The organism is Pseudomonas sp. MT92 (assembly GCF_058792515.1).
This window is the reverse complement of sequence record NZ_JBXAFA010000013.1, coordinates 193,698-212,627: the sequence shown is the minus strand read 5'-3', so window position 1 is coordinate 212,627 and position 18,930 is coordinate 193,698. Positions and strand designations below refer to the sequence as shown.

Below are 18,930 nucleotides of genomic sequence, written 5' to 3'. Positions count from 1 at the left end.
TCTGGCCACCCACTCCAATACCGCCCCCGATTTAAATCCTTGCAACATACGCAATCCCAAAAATCAATAAAAACTACCTACTCTAAAACCCGTTCTACCCAACAAACTTAATAAACGGGTTACATCATGAATAGCAATATAGAAAAATCTTTCATCGCAACGTTGAGAATGTTTGACCATAAAGTAAACCTACTTGAAGAGCTCCATGGCAAACCCGCGCTGGCCACCATCAGACACTTCAGCGGTGGTTTCTTCACCGGAAAGCCGCAGACCCACGACCACTCCCAGCGACTTGGCATCCGACCAAACGAGCAGATCGGTGAGGTAGCGCCACTCACACTGCACTTCCGGCATACGGCCGATGGCTACATACTCTCGATAAAAAACACCGGTGAATATTACAATCAGATCATCAGTGAAAAAGCGCTGGATACTTTTGCCGCCATTGACTCGGACGCTGAAGACCCGACAGCCTTTACCCTTGTCAACCAACAAGGCCAACCTGTCACACTGGATAATCTACGCAACACTCACTCTGCAGTTTCACTCAAGATCAAAGACAAACACTATTTGGGCGGACTCAAACTAAATGGCTCGCCCTATGTTTATCTTGGCAAAACCGAAGAGCGCTCAAAGATAACTTTCATTCTGAGTATTCTTCAAAGAAAAGTACCTCAGACCCTGTCCTGAAATGCCCTTCAATATCAGAAAAAACACCCTCTGAAGCGACATCCCTGAAGGCGTCTGGACACTGATACACGATGTCACCTTGGCCGCACCCTGAAAAAATCGGCATCCATTGCCGATTTTTTCTGCCAACCGCTCAAAACCAGGGCATCGCGCGCAACTGGTAAGACCGGTAAAGCCAATCGCTCAATTTTCACTTGCGATCACCTGCATTCAGTGCCTAGACTGGCTCCGCACTGGACATACCGGTAAGACCACAATAATTAAGTACTGACGTCGATCGGCTTATGCGGGCGACGGCCAGGACACCGACCAGGATTCCTCCCATGCTCAGATGGTGCTCGCGTTCAATCTTCCTCCAAGTGGTTCTCGGACTGGTGCTCGGCATCGTCTGCGGGCTGGCCCTTCCTGAATACTCCGCTCAGCTCAAGCCCCTCGGTGACGGGTTTATCAAGCTGATCAAGATGCTCATTGGCCTGATCGTGTTTTGCGTGGTGGTCAGCGGTATCAGCGGTGCCGGCGACCTGAAGAAGGTCGGACGCATCGGCCTCAAATCAGTGATCTACTTTGAAGTGCTGACCACCATCGCTCTGGTAATCGGCCTCGTGTTCGCTTTCAGCACCGGCATCGGCAGCGGCGCGAACATCCATCTGGATCAGCTTTCCGCTGCCGACATGGGTGACATCGCCCAGCGCGGCCAGCACATGCATACCACCACGCAGTTCTTGATGGACCTGATTCCGACCTCGGTGATCGGGGCCTTTGCAGACAACAACATTCTGCAAGTCCTGCTGTTTTCGGTGCTGTTCGGCAGTGCATTGAATCTGGTGGGCGAAGCGGCGTCGGGTATTTCGCGGCTGATCAATGAACTCAGCCACGTGATCTTTCGCATCATGGGCATGATCGTGCGCCTGGCGCCGATTGGCGTGTTCGGCGCCATTGCCTTCACCACCAGCAAATATGGCCTCGATTCGCTGCAACACCTGGGCAGCCTGGTCGGTTTGTTTTACCTGACCTGCACCGCTTTCGTGGCGTTGATTCTTGGCCTGGTGATGCGCTTGTCCGGCCTGAGAATGTGGCCGCTGCTCAAATATCTGCGCGAGGAACTGCTGATCGTCATGGGCACCGCTTCGTCAGACGCCGTACTCCCGCAAATCATGCGCAAGCTTGAGCACCTGGGCATTGGCAGTTCGACCGTCGGGCTGGTGATTCCTACCGGTTATTCATTCAATCTCGACGGTTTCTCGATCTACCTGACCCTGGCCATCGTGTTCATCGCCAACGCCACCGGCACACCGCTGGCCATGACCGACCTGCTGACCATTCTGCTGGTGTCGTTGATCACGTCCAAGGGCGCGCACGGCATCCCAGGTTCGGCACTGGTCATTCTGGCGGCCACCCTGACGGCTATTCCGGCCATACCGGTGGTGGGCCTGGTCCTGGTGCTGGCGGTGGACTGGTTCATGGGCATCGGCCGGGCGCTGACCAACCTGATTGGCAACTGCGTGGCGACCGTGGCCATTGCCCGCTGGGAAAAAGACATCGATGTGCAACGGGCGAACAAGGTACTTTCCGGTCAGGTGGGTTATACCTTCCAGCCGCGAAAACCGGCCGCTTCGGCGCATCAGCAGGAATTCTGAATCAACGGCGTGCCGCTCCAGCTGGCCGGCACGCCCCTACTACTTTCGATGCTCAGGGAGCGAACAGTGATTACCTCGTCGACCGTTGTAAATTCAGTCGTGGAAAAACTTCGGGCCGCGCTGGCCCGGGGTCAATGGCGCTCCGGCGAAATGCTGCCGGGGCAACGTGAACTGGCCGAACAACTGGGCATCAGTCGTCCGAGCCTGCGTGAGGCGGTCATCGTCCTGGAAACCCTTGGCCTGGTGCGTTCCATGCCAGGCAAAGGCGTGGTGGTGCTGGAGGCCAATCCCGGCGACAGCCAGAGCTATGACAACGCGGTGTCGGCGGCAAGCCTGGAAGACGTGCTGCAACTGCGCTACACCCTTGAACCGTTCATCGTAGGCCTCGTGGCGCAATCGATCAGCAGCAAGGAAGTCGGGCAATTGCGCCTGACCCTGATGGACATGCGCGAAGCTCTGGAAGCCAACGACAGCGAGGCCGGGGTCAACGCCTACATCGCGTTCCACGAAGAGCTCTTCACGCTGACGTCCAACCCGATCTTCCAGAGCGTGGTGCAGCAAACCAGCAACGCGCTCAAGCAAAGCGCCGAAGTGCTGCGTAACTCCCCGGAGCATCTGGCTGAACGCCTCGAAGAAAACGAAGCCGTGGTGCGCGCGATTCGCAGCAAGAACAGCGCCCAGGCCAGCGCCGAGATGCGTCGGCACATTCTTCGTGAAGGCCAACGGATGGGCATCGAATTGAACATCCCGGAAGACAACTTCGGTAGCTGAAACCGCTTCGAACTGGAGACAGGCCATGAACAGCTTCGCTTCACCGCAAACACTCGTTGCCCTGCCCTTCCCTGGAAAAAATCTCGGGCAGCCGTCGGCGGAGGATCTTTACTCCCGGATCTTCGACGCCATTCTCGAACAGCGCCTCCTGCCCGGCAGCCGCTTTACCGAGGACAGCCTGGGCCAGATGTTCGGCGCTCGACGCAGTGAAGTTCGCAGCGTGCTGACGCGACTGTCCCACCAGCAGGTCATTATCCTGCGAGCCAACCATCGCCCTCGTGTCGCCGCACCCGATGTCGAACAGACCCGACAAACGCTGCACGCACGGCGCCTGACCGAGATGACGCTGGTCAGACTGGCCTGTCAGCGACCTCTGCCAGAACAGCTGAAACGCCTGCACGCGCTGGTCGATAGCGAGCGCCACTGCACCGCGCGCGGCCCGACGATTCGCTTGTCCGGGACGTTTCATTTGCAGTTGGCTGAAATGGCGGGCAATGCGCCACTGGCGCATTTTCTCGGTAGCCTGGTACCGCTCACCTCACTGGCGATTGCGCAATTTGATACGCAGTTGGAAGGTTATTGCGGGTGGCAGGTGCATGAACACATCCTGGACGCCGTTGAGCGCGAGGACTCCCGGGAAGCCGAGTTTTTGCTGAGCAAGTATCTGGATCATTTGGAGGCGGCATTGCTGAACCCGCAACCGATCTCCCGCCAGAATCGTGTTGCCGGTTAGACCACGTTCGCGAGCAGGCTGGCTCCCAAATCTCCCGTGGGAGCGCGCCTGCTCGCGATAGCGACATCCGCCTCACTGAACATGGCACCCCTTACTGCGCCGCCACCTTCGCAAACCCCTCACGGATTTTCTCTTCCGGCAAATCATCGGCAATAAACACGATCACGCTCTCGCGCGATTCGCCCTCGGCCCATTCGGTGTCCCAGTCGAAGCCGTAAAGCTTCAGCACGCCCTGAAACACCATGCGTCGCGGTTCGCCAAGGATGTTCAACACGCCTTTGTAGCGCAGCAATTGCTTGCCATGGTCTTCCAGCAGTTCATTCATGAACTCGCTGAGCTTGTCGATATCCAGCGGTTTGTCGGTACGCAGCACCAGGCTGGAAATGCGGTCGATGGACGGCGCCTGGGTCACGGGCCGCAAACTCACGCCTCCCCCGAGGTCGGCATTGAGATTGAAACCGCGCACGTCGAGCAGCTCGGCCAGGTCGATCCTGCCGTGATCAACCACACGAATCGGCGCGCGACGATTGATCCGGGTCAGGCGCTCACTCAACGCGGTGAAGGTCGGCTCGTCCACCAGGTCACGCTTGCTCACCAGCAAACGGTCGGCGAAACCGATCTGCGCCTGGGCAATGGTCTGGGTCAGGTGCCGCTCGGCATGCGCCGCGTCGACCAGGGTGATGATGCCATCAAGGATGTAGCGCTCGCGCAGCTCTTCGTCGATGAAGAAGGTTTGCGCCACCGGGGCCGGATCCGCCAGCCCCGTGCATTCGATCACCAGACGGTCGAAGGTGATATCGCCGCTGTCCAGGCGTTCGAGCAGCAGATACAACGCTTTGGTCAGGTCAGTGTGAATCGTGCAGCAGACGCAGCCGTTGGACAGCGTCATCACTTGTACCGGCTCGTCGCCCAACAGCTGGGTATCGATGCCCGCATCGCTGAATTCGTTTTCGATCACCGCGATTTTCAGACCGTGCTCGGCTTTGAGCAGGTGGCGCAACAGCGTGGTCTTGCCGGCGCCGAGGAAGCCGCTGAGGATCGTGACGGGGATGGGAGAGGACAAAATTGATCTCCTGTTTCACAAAACTGATAAACAACACAAAACAAAAGTGAGAGCGAGCTTGCTCGCGATAGCGGCTTAACATTCAACATCACTGTTGATTGACAGTCCGCCATCGCGAGCAAGCTCGCTCCCACAGGTTTTGCCGTTAACCCGCCATCCGGATCAACAGCACTTCGGCCCACCCTTGCCACCGTAACGGGCTTCCTGGCGTTCGCGGAAGAACGCCTCGTAGCTCATCACCGGTTTGTCCGGGTGTTTGGTTTGCATGTGCTCGACGTAGTTGTCGTAGTCGGGCATGCCGACCATCAGGCGCGCGGCCTGACCGAGGTATTTACCGAGGCGACTCAGGTCATTGAACATGCTGCAATCCTCGATCAAGCATCCGGCAGCGCCTGGAATGGCGATTCTTTATCCGTACGTTCTTTTTTACCCCAGGCGGCAATGCCGACCTTGAGCGCATAGAACAGGATACTGAACACCACGAACAGGAACAGCGCGGTCAGCGTTGCGTTGGTGTAGGCGTTGAAGATCACGTGCTGCATCTGCGTGATGTCCTTGGCCGGAGCGAGGATCTGACCATTGGCCAGCGCATCGCTGTATTTTTTAGCCAGGGACAGGAAGCCGATCGCCGGGTTGGCGTCGAACAGCTTGATGAAGCCAGCGGTGGTGGTGCAGACCAGCAGCCAGGCCGCAGGCAACAAGGTCACCCAAATGTAGCGCTGGCGTTTCATCTTGATCAGCACGACGGTGCCGAGCATCAGCGCGATACCGGCCAGCATCTGGTTGGAGATGCCGAACAGCGGCCACAAGGTGTTGATGCCACCCAATGGATCGATCACGCCCTGGTACAACAGCCAGCCCCACATTGCCACGCAACCGGCGGTCGCGATCAGGTTGGCGGTCCAGGATTCGGTGCGGCGCAGCGCCGGCACGAAGGAGCCCAGCAGATCCTGCAGCATGAAGCGGCCGGCACGGGTGCCGGCGTCGACGGCGGTCAGGATGAACAGGGCTTCGAACAGGATCGCGAAGTGGTACCAGAATGCCATGGTGTTTTCACCCGGCAGCACGCTGTGCAGGATCTGCGCGATACCGACCGCCAGGGTCGGCGCACCGCCGGCACGGGCCAGGATGGTGGTTTCACCGATGTCCTTGGCCACTGCTTGCAGGGCGTCCGGGGTAATGGCAAAGCCCCAGCTGCTGACGGCTTGTGCAACGGCCACGACATCACCGCCGACCACGGCGGCCGGGCTGTTCATGGCGAAATACACGCCTGGCTCGATCACCGAGGCAGCGACCATGGCCATGATGGCCACGAAAGACTCCATCAGCATGCCGCCGTAACCGATATAGCGGGCGTTGGTTTCGTTATCCAGCAACTTCGGCGTGGTGCCGGAGGAGATCAGCGCGTGGAAACCGGACACCGCGCCACAGGCGATGGTGATGAACAGGAACGGGAACAGCCCGCCCTTCCACACCGGCCCGGTGCCGTCGATGAACTGGGTCACTGCCGGCATTTTCAGCTCGGGCATGGTGATCAGGATGCCGATGGCCAGGGCGACGATGGTGCCGATTTTCAGGAAGGTCGACAGGTAATCGCGCGGCGCCAGGATCAGCCACACCGGCAAAACTGCCGCCACGAAACCATAGCCGATCAACATCCAGGTGATCTGGATACCGGTGAAGGAAAAGGCCTTGGCCCATACTGGATCGGCGGCAATCTGCCCGCCCAGCCAGATCGAACCCAGCAACAGCACTACGCCGATCACCGAAATTTCACCGATGCGGCCCGGGCGGATGTAGCGCATGTAGATGCCCATGAACATCGCGATCGGGATGGTCGCCATCACCGTGAAAATGCCCCACGGACTTTCGGCCAGGGCCTTGACCACGATCAGCGCCAGCACCGCGAGGATGATGATCATGATCAGGAAGCAGCCGAACAGCGCGATGGTGCCGGGAATGCGGCCCATTTCTTCACGGACCATGTCGCCCAGGGAGCGGCCGTTGCGGCGGGTGGACATGAACAGGACCATGAAGTCCTGCACGGCGCCAGCCAGCACCACACCGGCGATCAGCCATAGCGTGCCGGGCAGGTAGCCCATTTGCGCCGCCAGCACCGGCCCGACCAGCGGACCCGCGCCGGCAATGGCCGCGAAATGGTGACCGAAGAGGATATGTTTATTGGTGGGGACGTAATCAAGACCGTCGTTATTGAGCACGGCGGGAGTGGCCCGTCGCGCATCGAGTTGCATCACATTGTTAGCGATGAACAGACTGTAGTAGCGATACGCGACCAGATAAATGGCCACGGCTGCGACCACAATCCACAAGGCGTTGATCGCCTCGCCTCGACGCAATGCCACGACACCCAGGGCGCACGCACCTATGATTGCCAGCACCAGCCAGGGTAGATGGCGTAGCGGGCTATTATTATTTTTCATTTTATTATTCCAGCCAGAGTGGACAAGAAAGAAAGCCACCTCGAGTTTAGCGCCCCTGACGACAAAGGGCATACCCGATATTGGTCTGGCGCCTCTCTTGCTGGCAGTCTTGCGAAAGGCGGGTCTATAGTCAGCGAACCTATCGAGGATTGCGCCATGAGCGACCACCCTGCCGACCGCCGCCGTTTCAAACGTATTGCGTTCGATGCCCGAACCGAGCTCCGTCAGGGTGAACACACCTGGCCGGTAAAGCTGATCGACCTGTCACTCAAGGGCTTGCTGATTGAACGCCCTGCCCCGTGGCTGGGTAATCCGCAGCAGAACTTTTCCGTCGGCATTCACCTGTCCGATGACACCGACATTGCCATGGATGTCGAACTGACCCACGAGGACAAAGGCCAGCTCGGCTTTGTCTGCCGGCATCTCAGCCTGGAATCGATTGCGAGCCTGCGGCGGTTGATCGAGCTCAACCTGGGTGACGCCGCTGAACTTGAACGAGAGCTGGGTGCCCTGATCGAAATCTGACGGCCCGACACCATCCCAGTGGGATCAAGTCCGGCCCGGAAACTTATTCGAACAAGGCGTCCAGCGCCTGCTCCAGACGGGTGACGGCAATGATCTGCAAACCCGGCGGAGCCTCTTTCGGTGCATTGCCCTTGGGCACGATGGCGCGCTTGAAACCGTGTTTGGCGGCTTCTTTCAAACGCTCCTGACCGCTCGGTACCGGACGCACTTCACCGGACAGCCCCACCTCACCAAACACCAGCAGATCATGAGGCAACGGCCGGTTGCGCAAGCTGGACATGACCGCCGCCATCAATGCCAGATCGGAAGCCGTTTCCAACACTTTCACGCCACCGACGACGTTGAGGAATACGTCCTGATCGTGGGTCGGAATACCGCCATGACGATGCAACACCGCCAGCAACATCGCCAGGCGATTCTGATCCAGACCCAGGGTTACCCGGCGTGGATTGGCCAGATGGCTGTCGTCCACCAACGCCTGGACTTCCACCAGCATCGGTCGGGTACCCTCCCACGTCGCCATGACCACACTGCCCGGAACTTCTTCCTGAGCCCGGGTCAGAAAAATCGCCGATGGATTGGAGACTTCTTTCAGGCCCTTGTCGGTCATGCCGAACACGCCCAGTTCGTTAACCGCACCGAAACGGTTTTTCACTGCCCGCAGCAGGCGCAGACGACCATCGGATTCGCCTTCGAAATACAGGACCGTGTCGACCATGTGCTCCAACACACGGGGACCAGCCAGCGCCCCCTCCTTGGTGACATGGCCGACCAGGAAAATCGCCGTACCGCTCTGCTTGGCATAACGCACCAGCAATGCCGCGCTTTCGCGGACCTGAGACACGCCGCCCGGTGCCGACTGCAGTTGCTCGGTGAAAATCGTCTGGATCGAGTCGATCACCATCACCTTGGGCTTTTCCTGCCGCGCCGTGGCGATGATGGTTTCGATACAGGTCTCGGTCATGACCCGCAACTGATCCTGAGGCAACCCGAGGCGTCGGGCACGCATGGCCACTTGCTGTTGGGACTCTTCGCCGGTGACGTACAGCGCCGGCATGCTCTTGGCGAGGTTGCACAAGGTTTGCAACAGAATGGTCGACTTGCCGATGCCGGGATCACCACCGATCAGCACCACCGAACCGTCCACCAGACCACCGCCCAGCACCCGGTCCAGTTCGCTGGACGCCGTGGAAAAACGCGGAATCTCCTCGACACTGACTTCGGCCAGGGTCTTGATCTGCGCCTGTTGGCCGGTCCAGCCGGTGCGACCGCTGGGCGCTGCCGCCCCACCGCTTTCCACCATGGTTTCAGTCAGCGTGTTCCAGGCGCCGCACTCGCCGCACTGGCCAGCCCACTTCGGAAAAGTCGAGCCGCACTCGGTGCAGCCATACATGCGCTTGGCCTTGGCCATCGGAACTCCCGGCAAAAATCGCGATGATACCCCAGGTGGAGCTAATCAGTGCGACGCGGGTGTCCGCCGACAACTTGTCATGATCGATTGGCACATGTAACGACATGGTTAATTAAAAACATTTACAATTTTTTACAACTAACACCAAACACCCCACATATGACCTGTACACATCCACTACAACTACCGTATCAACGTACAGTAAGCGCAAAATCCGCCATCAATATAAATAGCAAAACTGACCAAGCCCGCCCTTATATCTTGTCCTCGCTCTCACCTCCCCGCTGAATTCTCAAAATCCAAACAACCCAAAGTGAAACTTTATTTATGTTGCCACTATCATTTCATTCCAGCTGACCTTCGCCACACGCCTGGTTTTCGACAGTTGAGCAGCACAACGACAGGCTCGCGAAAAAGCCTCGAAACCCTTTCTCGCTCACCCTGCGAGGGTGGCATTTTCAAACTTTTTCCCGATACCCCGGTCGACAGCAGGCGGCGTTTGTAAGCAGGCGTTTCGAGCAAGATGCGTCTTGCTGATTTACACTGCGTTCACCAACCTCATCTGTAACAAGGAAATAACCTATGGGCGTGATAAGTGAGTTCAAGGCCTTCGCGGTCAAGGGCAATGTGGTCGACATGGCCGTGGGTATCATCATCGGCGCCGCCTTCGGCAAGATTGTCACGTCGTTTGTCGGCGATGTGATCATGCCGCCAATCGGGCTGTTGATCGGTGGGGTGGACTTCAGTGACCTGGCCATTACGCTCAAGGCCGCTGACGGTAACGTCCCGGCGGTGGTGCTGGCCTACGGTAAATTCATCCAGAGCCTGATCGACTTCCTCATCGTCGCCTTCGCGATCTTCATGGGTGTCAAAGCCATTAACCACTTGAAACGCGAAGAGGCAGTGGCGCCCACCGTGCCGCCGGTTCCGACCAAGGAAGAAATATTGCTGGGCGAGATCCGCGATCTGCTCAAGGCCCAGAACAACCGGCCTTGAATGTTTGAAAGAAATACGGATGGCGCCCTTGCGGCGCCGTTTTTTTTACCAGAAGTTTTCCACCGCCACCTGACCAGGTCGTCGACTGAGGCTCAAATGCATATCGCGCGCTTTAAGCAATCTGCGCGTGTCATCGATCATCTGTGGATTGCCGCATAGCATGACCCGAGAGTGCTCGGGCGTCAGGGCCACCCCGGCCGCGCGCTCCAGCTCGCCATTTTCGATCAATGTGGTAATGCGCCCGTTCAAGGCGCCAGGATGTTGCTCGCGAGTCACCGTGTTGATGAGTTGCAGCTTGTGGGCGAATTCCGACAGATACTCACGCTGCGCCAGCCCCGCGATAAGGTCCTGATAAGCCAGCTCCCGGGTCTCACGGACGCTGTAGACCAGGATGATCCGTTCGAATTTTTCCCAGACCTCGAAGTCCTGCAGGATCGACAGAAACGGCGCCAGCCCCGTACCTGTGGATAACAACCACAGATCACGTCCGTCAACGAAGCGATCAAGCGTCAGGTAACCATAGGCCTGTCGATCGACCAGCAGCGTATCGCCGACACCCAGACGGCTCAGCTCGCTGGTGAACTCGCCCCCCGGAACCACGATGGAAAAGAACTCAAGAAACTCGTCGAAGGGTGACGACACCATGGAATAGGCACGCCAAACCGTACTGCCATCAGCCCTGGTGACGCCTAACCGGGCAAATTGCCCCGCTCGGAAGCGAAACCCCGGATCCCGTGTTGCCCGCAAGGTAAACAGGTTCGGAGTCAACGGCTGGACGTCGATGAGGGTTTGGCGAGTAAATTTCTCATCACTGATGGTCATGGGGTACTCCATTAAACAGATATCACAGTGTCTCGCAAAGCCAACTCTATATACACATGTTTTGTAGTGTCTTATTAGAGTAACAACGCCTCCTGTATACTTATACAACATGCCTGTATTACAAAACATTCCATAAAGTTAAAATGACATCTCACATACCATAGAGACGCTTATACGCCCCCCTCTTTACTCTTATAGCTAGAACCAAAATCCAGTTTTCCTGCAACTTGGCAAAGCCAAATATTTTAACCATCGCCGTAGGATTCATCCTACAATCCTGTAATCCAAATTATTGGATCCAACCAGCCCCCCCTTCTGTAATGGGAGCTTCGCTATGGAAAAATGGAAAATCTCTCAGCTCGAACAACTGTCATCCACCAATGATCTTGAAACGGCCTACCGGATATCAGTGAACTTCGCGAAAAATATAGGCTTCAGATTCTTCGGATTTTCAACCAGTTACACTTCAAATACCGAGAGGCTGAGTGCTCTGCGCTTGAACAATTACCCGTCAGACTGGAACGCCGATTACGAAAAAAGAAAACTGGCTCGCATCGATCCAGTAGTGGCGCATTGCTTTCAATCGGCAATACCCGTTCTGTGGACCGAAGAACTGTTCGACAGCACGCAATGTCTCTGGAATGAGCTTGAACTACAAGGATTGCAACACGGTTGGTCCCAAGCCGTTCACGACGAGAATAGCGGTCTGTGCAGCATACTGAGCCTGGCGCGCAGCCATTGTCCGATCAGTGCATGGGAGCTGTACGAAAATCAGGGCTACTCCGTATTCATCGGACATCACCTGCACAAGCTGGTTGCGCGAGCGCTGCCCAAGGGGGCTGGCACACCGTCCACCCCGCAATTGTCTCTTCGGGAAATCGACGTGTTGAAACTGGCCGCGGATGGCAAAACGGCCTACGAAAGCGCCAGGATTCTCAATCTCAGCCCGCGAACGATCAATTTCCATGTTCAGGAAACCATCCGCAAATTCGGAGTAAGCAATAAGATTTCAGCTGTCATCGCCGCCGCCAAGGCTGGCTACCTCGACAGAAACGCAATGGGTTGACTGGAAAAACCTGCGAGTAATCCACTCCAAAAAAACGTACCATTCGCGGTCCCTCCTGAGTGATGACGTGTGATTTGTCCACGACGCAGTCCACTCGGACGGCCCCGCCGCCAAGACGTCCCCGGGCCGCGGGACACCCGTTGATTACCCAGAGCCCCGCCCCATGCCCTTGCTCGAAACACCCTTCGCCAGCCTCGACCTGATCCGCCAACCCGAACAGCAGAACGAACCGCTGCAAGCCTTTGACGCGGCAGACGAGTACCTGCTCAACCATCTGGCCGAACAGCAACCTTCGACCGAGATGCGGGTTCTGGTGCTCAACGACAGTTTCGGTGCATTGGCAGCCAGCCTCGCGGGCAAGGTCAAAGTGACCAGCAGCGGCGACTCGTTCCTGGCCTTTCAGGGCCTGGAAAAGAATCTGGCGCGCAATGGCCTGCCGTTTGATGGCGTACCGCACATACCCGCCAGTGAAGCGCTCAAGGGGCCCTTTGACCGGGTACTGATCCGGGTGCCGAAGACGCTGGCCTTACTGGAAGAACAACTGATCCGCCTGCAAGGCCAGTTGGCGCCGGGCACCCAAGTGGTCGCGGGCGCGATGATCAAACACCTGCCACGTGCCGCCGGCGATCTGCTGGAGCGCTACATCGGCCCGGTACAGGCGACCCTGGCGGTGAAGAAAGCACGGCTGCTGATCGCCACGACCGAAGCAAAAGCCCCCGTAGTTTCACCCTACCCGACTCGCTATCGACTCGATGCACCGGCCATCGAATTGCTCAACCACGCCAACGTGTTCTGCCGTGAAGGCCTGGACATCGGCACGCGAGCGTTTCTCCCACACCTGCCGAAGAACCTCGGCAGCGCACGGGTTGCCGACCTCGGTTGCGGTAACGGCGTTCTGGCGATCGCCAGCGCCCTGCAAAACCCCGAGGCCCATTACACACTGGTCGATGAGTCGTTCATGGCCGTGCAATCGGCCGCCGAGAACTGGAGCGCCGCACTGGGCGAGCGCGATGTGATTGTGCGGGCGGGCGATGGGTTGGCCGGGCAGGAACCTCAATCGCTGGACGTGGTGTTGTGCAATCCACCGTTTCACCAGCAGCAGGTGGTCGGCGACTTCCTGGCCTGGCGGATGTTCCAGCAAGCCCGGGAAGCCCTGGTGACAGGCGGTGCGTTATTCATCGTCGGCAACCGTCATCTGGGGTATCACAGCAAGCTCGCGCGGTTGTTCCGCGGGGTCGAGCAAGTCGCCGCCACGCCGAAATTCGTGATTCTCAAGGCCCGCAAATAATCAGGGCAAAAAAAACCCTCCATCAGGAGGGTTGTAAATCCGCGCCGCAAGGCTGCGGGATGGGATGTCAGGTCATTAATGTGTGGTCAGGCCGGCGGCGTTCATGAACATCCGCATCAGGCTGGCGACGATGAACAATGCACCGACGCTTCCCGCCCAAATCATGGCCAACCAGCCGAGCCGCTGCCACAGCGGCTTTTTTTCGGCCTGTTCGATGTCGTGCAGGGAATGTTTGTTGCTCATAGCCTGTACCTCCAATGAAGGTGGGTGGCGCCCGTCATGGCGCCATCGCGAGCAAGCCCGCACCCACAAATCCGCGCAGAAAAGGCCTAGTGGTAGCCATCTTCATGGGTGACCTTGCCGCGGAACACGTAATAGCTCCAGAAGGTGTACCCAAGGATGAACGGGATGATGAACAGCGTGCCCACCAGCATGAAGCCCTGGCTCTGCGGCGGTGCCGCGGCGTCCCAGATCGAGATCGACGGCGGCACGATGTTCGGCCACAGGCTGATGCCCAGGCCGCTGTAACCGAGGAAGATCAACACCAGCGTCAGCAGGAACGGCGTGTAGTGCGCGTTACGAGCCACCGCACGGATCAGGCCGTACAAAGTCACCAGCACCAGGATCGGCACCGGCAGGAACCAGAACAGGTTCGGCAACGTGAACCAGCGCGCCGCAATCTCGGCATGGGCCAGTGGCGTCCAGATGCTGACGATGCCGATCACCGCCAGCAATACGAACGCCAGCGGCCGCGCCAGGTCATGCATTTGCTCCTGCAGCTTGCCTTCGGTCTTCATGATCAACCAGGTGCAACCGAGCAGCGCATAAGCCACTACCAATGCAGCTCCGCAGAACATCGTGAACGGTGTCAGCCAGTCCAGTGACCCTCCGGCGAACTGACGATTGACCACCGGCAAGCCATCGATGAACGCCCCCAGCGCCACACCCTGGAAGAAGGTGGCCGCGACCGAACCACCGATGAACGCCTTGTCCCACAAGTGACGTTTGTCGTCCTTGGCCTTGAAGCGGAACTCGAAGGCCACGCCGCGGAAAATCAGGCCGATCAGCATGAACATCAGCGGCAGGTACAACGCCGAGAGCACCACCGAGTAAGCCAGCGGGAACGCACCGAACAATGCTGCGCCCCCCAGTACCAGCCAGGTTTCGTTGCCGTCCCAGACCGGAGCGACGGTGTTCATCATCACGTCGCGGTCACTTTTGCCCGGGATGAACGGGAAGAGAATCCCGATCCCCAGGTCGAAACCGTCCATGACCACGTACATCATGATGCCGAAGATGATGATCACGGCCCAGATCAGCGGAAGATCAATACCCATGATTCAAATCTCCTTGGTCGTGGTGCGGTCGGCATCGGCGTGTTCATCGTCGGCTGCGGACAGCGGACGTGCCGGTGTGCGTTTCTGGCCAGGACCACCTTCGTTGGTTTCCTTGCCCTCGTCGATCTTCGGCCCCTTGCGCACCAGGCGCATCATGTAGCCCAGGCCGGCACCGAACAGGGCGAAATACACCACGACGAACAGGATCAGGGTGATGCTCATCTGCATGAAGCTATGGTTGGACGACGCATCCGCCGTACGCATCAGCCCGTAGACCACCCACGGTTGACGACCGATTTCAGTAGTGAACCAGCCGGCGAGAATCGCGATCAGGCCGGACGGCCCCATCCACAACGCCAGATACAGGAACGGCCGCGAGGTATAGAGCGTGTCGCGCTTGCGCAGCCACAGGCTCCACAACCCGGTGAAGATCATCAGGAAACCCAGGCCGACCATGATCCGGAACGACCAGAAGACGATGGTCGAATTAGGCCGGTCTTCAGGCGGGAATTCCTTGAGGGCGGGCACCTGTTTGTCCAGGGAGTGGGTCAGGATCAAGCTGCCAAGGTACGGAATCTCGACGGCGAATTTGGTTTTCTCTTCTTTCATGTCCGGCCAGCCGAACAGGATCAGCGGCGTCGCTTCGTTACCTTTGTTTTCCCAGTGCCCCTCGATCGCGGCGATTTTTGCCGGTTGATGCTCGAGCGTGTTGAGGCCGTGGAAGTCACCGATGACCGCCTGAATCGGCGCCACGATCAGCGCCATCCACATGGCCATCGAGAGCATGGTGCGAATCGCCGGGTTGTCTTTGCCGCGCAGCAAATGCCAGGCCGCCGAGGAACCGACGAAGAAAGCCGTTGCGACGAACGCCGCCGTGGCCATGTGCATCAGGCGATACGGGAACGACGGGTTGAAGATCACCGCCAGCCAGTCGGTCGGAATGACCTGGCCGTTGATGATCTCGAAGCCTTGCGGGGTCTGCATCCAGCTGTTGGACGCGAGAATCCAGAAGGTCGAAATCAAGGTGCCGATGGCGACCATCACCGTGGCGAAGAAGTGCAGGCCGCGGCCCACCTTGTTCCAGCCAAACAGCATGACGCCGAGGAAACCGGCTTCGAGGAAGAATGCGGTCAGGACTTCGTACGTCAGCAACGGCCCCGTCACCGATCCGGCGAAGTCCGAGAAACGGCTCCAGTTGGTGCCGAACTGATACGCCATGACCAGCCCCGACACCACGCCCATGCCGAAGTTGACCGCAAAGATCTTCGACCAGAAGTGGTAGAGATCGCGGTAGGTGCCGTTGTGGGTTTTCAGCCACAGGCCTTCGAGCACCGCCAGGTAACTCGCCAGGCCAATGGTGATGGCAGGAAACAGGATGTGGAACGAGATAGTGAACGCGAACTGAATTCGGGCGAGATCAAGTGCCTCTAAACCGAACATAAGTCTTCCTCTGTCAGGTAGTACGGCTGCCGGCGCAAGCCTGCATCCACGGTTCCCACGGGTATGGAGTGCGGCGAATTCAAATTCGTTCTTTTTTTTACCAGCATCGCAACGCAGGGAGTCTGGCGCTCGGGTCACTGGATCAACGCCTGTCGAGGGTATTGATCTGGATCAAGCAACGTTGAAAGAGTAGTCCCATTTGCGAGGATGAACCGCGTGGTCTTTTGCCGCGTGACAAGTTGCCTCACCGAGGCGGGCCAGGTGAATAGATGTCTAGCTAACGAAATCTTCCAAGATGGCAACTTCCTGTTACAGCTTAATGATAATCTCTCCCTTTCCCACACCCAGATCTGCCGCCAGATGCCCAGCCAAGAGCCCTTGCTGTTACGTCATCACCGCCCTTTCATCGCGTTCTGGCTGGCCCGGATCTTTACGGCCAGCGGCTTTCAAATGCTCACGGTGGCCATTGGCTGGAACCTGTACCAGCTGACCGGCAACGTGCTCGATCTGGGCCTGGTCGGGCTGGTGGAGTTCGCCCCGCGCGTGCTGTTCATGCTGCACACCGGGCATGTGGCGGACCGCTACGACCGGCGCAGGGTCGCGGCGATCTGCCAGTCCATTCAGGCACTGATCGCCCTGTCGCTGGCGATCGGCAGCGCCACTGACCATGTCACCCGGGAAATGATCTTCATCCTCGCGTTCGTGCTCGGTGCCGCTCGCTCCTTCGAAATGCCGACCACCCAGGCCCTGCTGCCGAGTATCGTGCCCAGCGCCCTGTTTCCCCGGGCCGTCGCCGCCGCACAGTCGGCCCAGCAGTCAGCGACCATCGTCGCCCCGGCCCTCGGTGGATTGCTCTACGCCTTCGGCAGTGTCTGGGTCTATGGCCCGACGGTGATCCTTTACCTCATTGCCTGCTCACTGATGCTCAACCTGCCCGCCCGCCAAACGCCGCTGAACAAGGGCAAGGCCACCCTCGATTCACTGCTGGCCGGCATCCGCTTCATTCGCAGTCGCCCCGACATACTGGGGGCTATCTCCCTGGACCTGTTCGCCGTCCTGCTGGGTGGCGCGACGGCGTTGCTGCCGGTTTTCGCCAAGGACATCCTGCTGACCGGCCCGTGGGGCCTGGGCCTGCTGCGCTCGGCACCCGCAGTGGGCGCGCTGATGATGTCGCTGTGGCTGGCGCGATTTGCTGTCGACCGCAATGTCGGGCGAGTGATGTTCACCGCCGTGGGCATATTTGGTGTGGCAACCATCGCCTTCGGCCTGTCGACATCGTTCTGGTTCTCGCTGGCCGTGTTAGTCGTCCTGGGCGCGGCCGACATGATCAGCATGGTGATCCGCGCGTCCTTCGTGCAACTGGAAACCCCGGACGAAATGCGTGGCCGGGTCAGCGCCGTGAACGGATTGTTCATCGGTGCTTCGAATCAATTGGGAGAATTCGAATCCGGCCTGACCGCCCACTGGTTCGGAACCGTGCCGGCGGTGGTCATGGGCGGTATTGGCACGCTGGTGGTGACCGGGGTGTGGATCAAACTGTTCCCGAGTCTGGCCAGCCGCGATCGCATGCATGTGCCGAACGAAGAGGCGAAGGTCTGACGCTAAACCACCAACTCCGATGCCACCGCCGTTCGCGTGGCCTTGCCGCAGAGTTGTTCCACCAGCGCCAGGACGAACGGCAGGGCGGCGCCCGAGCCCTGGGCCGTGATGCAGTTGCCATCGACCACCACCGGTTGATCGACGAAGGTGCAGCCTGACAGTTGATGGCTGGCCGAAGGCAGGCAGGTCATGCGCCGCTGGCGCAACACGCCAAAGGCCTGCAGCGCCAGCGCGGGGGCCTCGGCAATGCCCGCGAACAAGCGACCGGCCGCGGCCTGGTCCTTGATCAATTGTTGCAGGGGTTGATGGTTCGACAGGTGCTGCGCCCCCACCGCACCGCCGGGCAGGGCGATCAGGTCGAATGGCTGGGCCAGCAGGTCCACCAGCATGGCATCGCAGGTCAGGCGGGTGCCGCGGGCGCAGGTGAGCATGCGTCGCCCCTCGATGCTGGCCACCACCACTTCCACTTTGGCACGGCGCAGCACGTCGACCAGGGTCACGGCTTGCAGGTCATCGATGCCCTCGGCGAGGGTAATCAAGGCTCTAAAGGTCATAAGGGCAATCCACGGAATGATCCTTAAAGCGTAGTCAGCTTTCCCGACCCTTGTTCGAACCCCGCCTTACTTGATGTAGAGCTGCGTCGACAAGGTGTTGCCCGGGGCGTTGATCGAGGTGTTGCTGAAGGTGAACGTGCCTTCCTGCTTGCCCGCCATATCGAAGACGTACAGATAACCAACGGTTTTCATGCCGACAGTGCAGTCCGTCAGGTTGCCATTATTGAAAGCACAGACTGGAGCCCGGGTGCCGTTCACATCAAAACCGTCCAGTCCGACATGCGCCTCGCGACCGTAACCGATTTCCAACACGTAGATCATGATGTGAGGGCCGGAGTGGTTGCAGCGTGTCTGCTCCTGTCCTTCAGCAATGTCTTCAAAGCCGCAGGCCGGCGATTCGACTTTGAGCACTTTCAACTGAGTCAAGGGTGGCGCCGAGGCCGCCGAGGCGGTTTGTGCCCCCAGGCACAAGGCCAGCAACATTCCAATGCCGATAAACAGACGCTTCTTCACGCGATACCCCTCCCCAAAAACAGCGCGCAGTATGGCTGACTTGA

The 18,930-nt window shown here is 58.7% G+C and carries 18 protein-coding genes and 1 pseudogene; 9 read left to right on the top strand and 10 right to left on the bottom strand.

All coding sequences use genetic code 11. From position 1 onward, the window contains the following. The first annotated feature begins 126 nt into the window (after positions 1-126). The 4 genes and pseudogenes from AC1Q6D_RS23710 to AC1Q6D_RS23695 all read left to right on the top strand — a co-directional run bounded on the left by AC1Q6D_RS23710 (position 127) and on the right by AC1Q6D_RS23695 (position 3,831). The gene (locus AC1Q6D_RS23710) at positions 127-690 is read left to right on the top strand and encodes a hypothetical protein (protein ID WP_103403494.1); all 564 of its coding nucleotides are present in this window, start codon (positions 127-129) and stop codon (positions 688-690) included. A 323-nt stretch (positions 691-1,013) separates the two neighbouring features. Continuing rightward, a pseudogene (locus tag AC1Q6D_RS23705) lies at positions 1,014-2,397 on the top strand (C4-dicarboxylate transporter DctA). After that, complete coding sequence (locus AC1Q6D_RS23700; RefSeq protein ID WP_047533511.1) at positions 2,394-3,098, top strand: FadR/GntR family transcriptional regulator; 705 nt, start codon at positions 2,394-2,396, stop codon at positions 3,096-3,098. Before AC1Q6D_RS23705 ends, AC1Q6D_RS23700 begins: the two are co-directional and overlap by 4 nt. Before the next feature lie 25 nt (positions 3,099-3,123). Further along, entirely contained in the window at positions 3,124-3,831 is a 708-nt protein-coding gene (locus tag AC1Q6D_RS23695) for a GntR family transcriptional regulator (protein ID WP_103403493.1), read from the top strand. A 91-nt stretch (positions 3,832-3,922) separates the two neighbouring features. Here AC1Q6D_RS23695 and yjiA read toward each other — a convergent pair whose 3' ends face one another. From yjiA to AC1Q6D_RS23680, 3 genes are all read right to left on the bottom strand, one after another. Beyond that, positions 3,923-4,894, bottom strand: coding sequence for a GTPase (yjiA, locus tag AC1Q6D_RS23690; protein WP_103403492.1), 972 nt, complete (start codon positions 4,892-4,894; stop codon positions 3,923-3,925). A gap of 162 nt (positions 4,895-5,056) precedes the next feature. Next, the gene (locus AC1Q6D_RS23685) at positions 5,057-5,254 is read right to left on the bottom strand and encodes a YbdD/YjiX family protein (RefSeq protein ID WP_007937254.1); all 198 of its coding nucleotides are present in this window, start codon (positions 5,252-5,254) and stop codon (positions 5,057-5,059) included. A 14-nt stretch (positions 5,255-5,268) separates the two neighbouring features. Next, on the bottom strand, positions 5,269-7,335 hold the full coding sequence (locus AC1Q6D_RS23680; RefSeq protein WP_047533519.1) for a carbon starvation CstA family protein: 2,067 nt from the start codon (positions 7,333-7,335) through the stop codon (positions 5,269-5,271). Between the two features lie 156 nt (positions 7,336-7,491). Here AC1Q6D_RS23680 and AC1Q6D_RS23675 point away from each other — a divergent pair, with 156 nt between their 5' ends. Beyond that, positions 7,492-7,860, top strand: coding sequence for a PilZ domain-containing protein (locus AC1Q6D_RS23675; RefSeq protein WP_103403491.1), 369 nt, complete (start codon positions 7,492-7,494; stop codon positions 7,858-7,860). A 43-nt stretch (positions 7,861-7,903) separates the two neighbouring features. Here AC1Q6D_RS23675 and radA read toward each other — a convergent pair whose 3' ends face one another. After that, positions 7,904-9,271, bottom strand: a complete 1,368-nt coding sequence (radA, locus tag AC1Q6D_RS23670; protein ID WP_007937264.1) for a DNA repair protein RadA — start codon at positions 9,269-9,271, stop codon at positions 7,904-7,906. Positions 9,272-9,853: 582 nt separating this feature from the next. Here radA and mscL point away from each other — a divergent pair. Next, positions 9,854-10,267 (top strand): large-conductance mechanosensitive channel protein MscL, encoded by a 414-nt coding sequence (gene mscL / locus AC1Q6D_RS23665; RefSeq protein ID WP_103403490.1) that lies wholly within the window; start codon positions 9,854-9,856, stop codon positions 10,265-10,267. Positions 10,268-10,312: 45 nt separating this feature from the next. Here the strand turns inward: mscL and AC1Q6D_RS23660 are convergent, their stop codons facing one another. Next, positions 10,313-11,089: a ferredoxin--NADP reductase gene (locus tag AC1Q6D_RS23660; RefSeq protein WP_103403489.1), complete on the bottom strand. Its 777-nt coding sequence runs from the start codon at positions 11,087-11,089 to the stop codon at positions 10,313-10,315. 334 nt (positions 11,090-11,423) lie between these two features. Between AC1Q6D_RS23660 and AC1Q6D_RS23655 the strand changes: the two genes are divergently transcribed. Further along, complete coding sequence (locus tag AC1Q6D_RS23655; protein WP_103403488.1) at positions 11,424-12,155, top strand: helix-turn-helix transcriptional regulator; 732 nt, start codon at positions 11,424-11,426, stop codon at positions 12,153-12,155. 163 nt (positions 12,156-12,318) lie between these two features. After that, entirely contained in the window at positions 12,319-13,443 is a 1,125-nt protein-coding gene (locus AC1Q6D_RS23650; RefSeq protein WP_103403487.1) for a methyltransferase, read from the top strand. Positions 13,444-13,518: 75 nt separating this feature from the next. Here AC1Q6D_RS23650 and AC1Q6D_RS23645 read toward each other — a convergent pair whose 3' ends face one another. The 3 genes from AC1Q6D_RS23645 to AC1Q6D_RS23635 all read right to left on the bottom strand — a co-directional run bounded on the left by AC1Q6D_RS23645 (position 13,519) and on the right by AC1Q6D_RS23635 (position 16,220). Beyond that, positions 13,519-13,686: a DUF2474 domain-containing protein gene (locus AC1Q6D_RS23645; RefSeq protein WP_081997949.1), complete on the bottom strand. Its 168-nt coding sequence runs from the start codon at positions 13,684-13,686 to the stop codon at positions 13,519-13,521. 86 nt (positions 13,687-13,772) lie between these two features. Beyond that, positions 13,773-14,780 (bottom strand): cytochrome d ubiquinol oxidase subunit II, encoded by a 1,008-nt coding sequence (gene cydB, locus AC1Q6D_RS23640; protein ID WP_103403486.1) that lies wholly within the window; start codon positions 14,778-14,780, stop codon positions 13,773-13,775. A 3-nt stretch (positions 14,781-14,783) separates the two neighbouring features. After that, on the bottom strand, positions 14,784-16,220 hold the full coding sequence (locus AC1Q6D_RS23635; protein ID WP_103403485.1) for a cytochrome ubiquinol oxidase subunit I: 1,437 nt from the start codon (positions 16,218-16,220) through the stop codon (positions 14,784-14,786). A 360-nt stretch (positions 16,221-16,580) separates the two neighbouring features. On the opposite strand from AC1Q6D_RS23635, the gene AC1Q6D_RS23630 reads away from it, so the two are divergent. Then, positions 16,581-17,819 (top strand): MFS transporter, encoded by a 1,239-nt coding sequence (locus AC1Q6D_RS23630; RefSeq protein ID WP_103403484.1) that lies wholly within the window; start codon positions 16,581-16,583, stop codon positions 17,817-17,819. Between the two features lie 2 nt (positions 17,820-17,821). Here the strand turns inward: AC1Q6D_RS23630 and AC1Q6D_RS23625 are convergent, their stop codons facing one another. Then, positions 17,822-18,373, bottom strand: coding sequence for a DJ-1 family glyoxalase III (locus tag AC1Q6D_RS23625; RefSeq protein ID WP_103403483.1), 552 nt, complete (start codon positions 18,371-18,373; stop codon positions 17,822-17,824). Between the two features lie 66 nt (positions 18,374-18,439). Further along, positions 18,440-18,856 carry a DUF4879 domain-containing protein gene (locus tag AC1Q6D_RS23620; protein WP_103403520.1) on the bottom strand — a complete coding sequence of 139 codons (417 nt, stop codon included), beginning with the start codon at positions 18,854-18,856 and terminating at the stop codon, positions 18,440-18,442. Between the last annotated feature and the right edge of the window lie 74 nt (positions 18,857-18,930).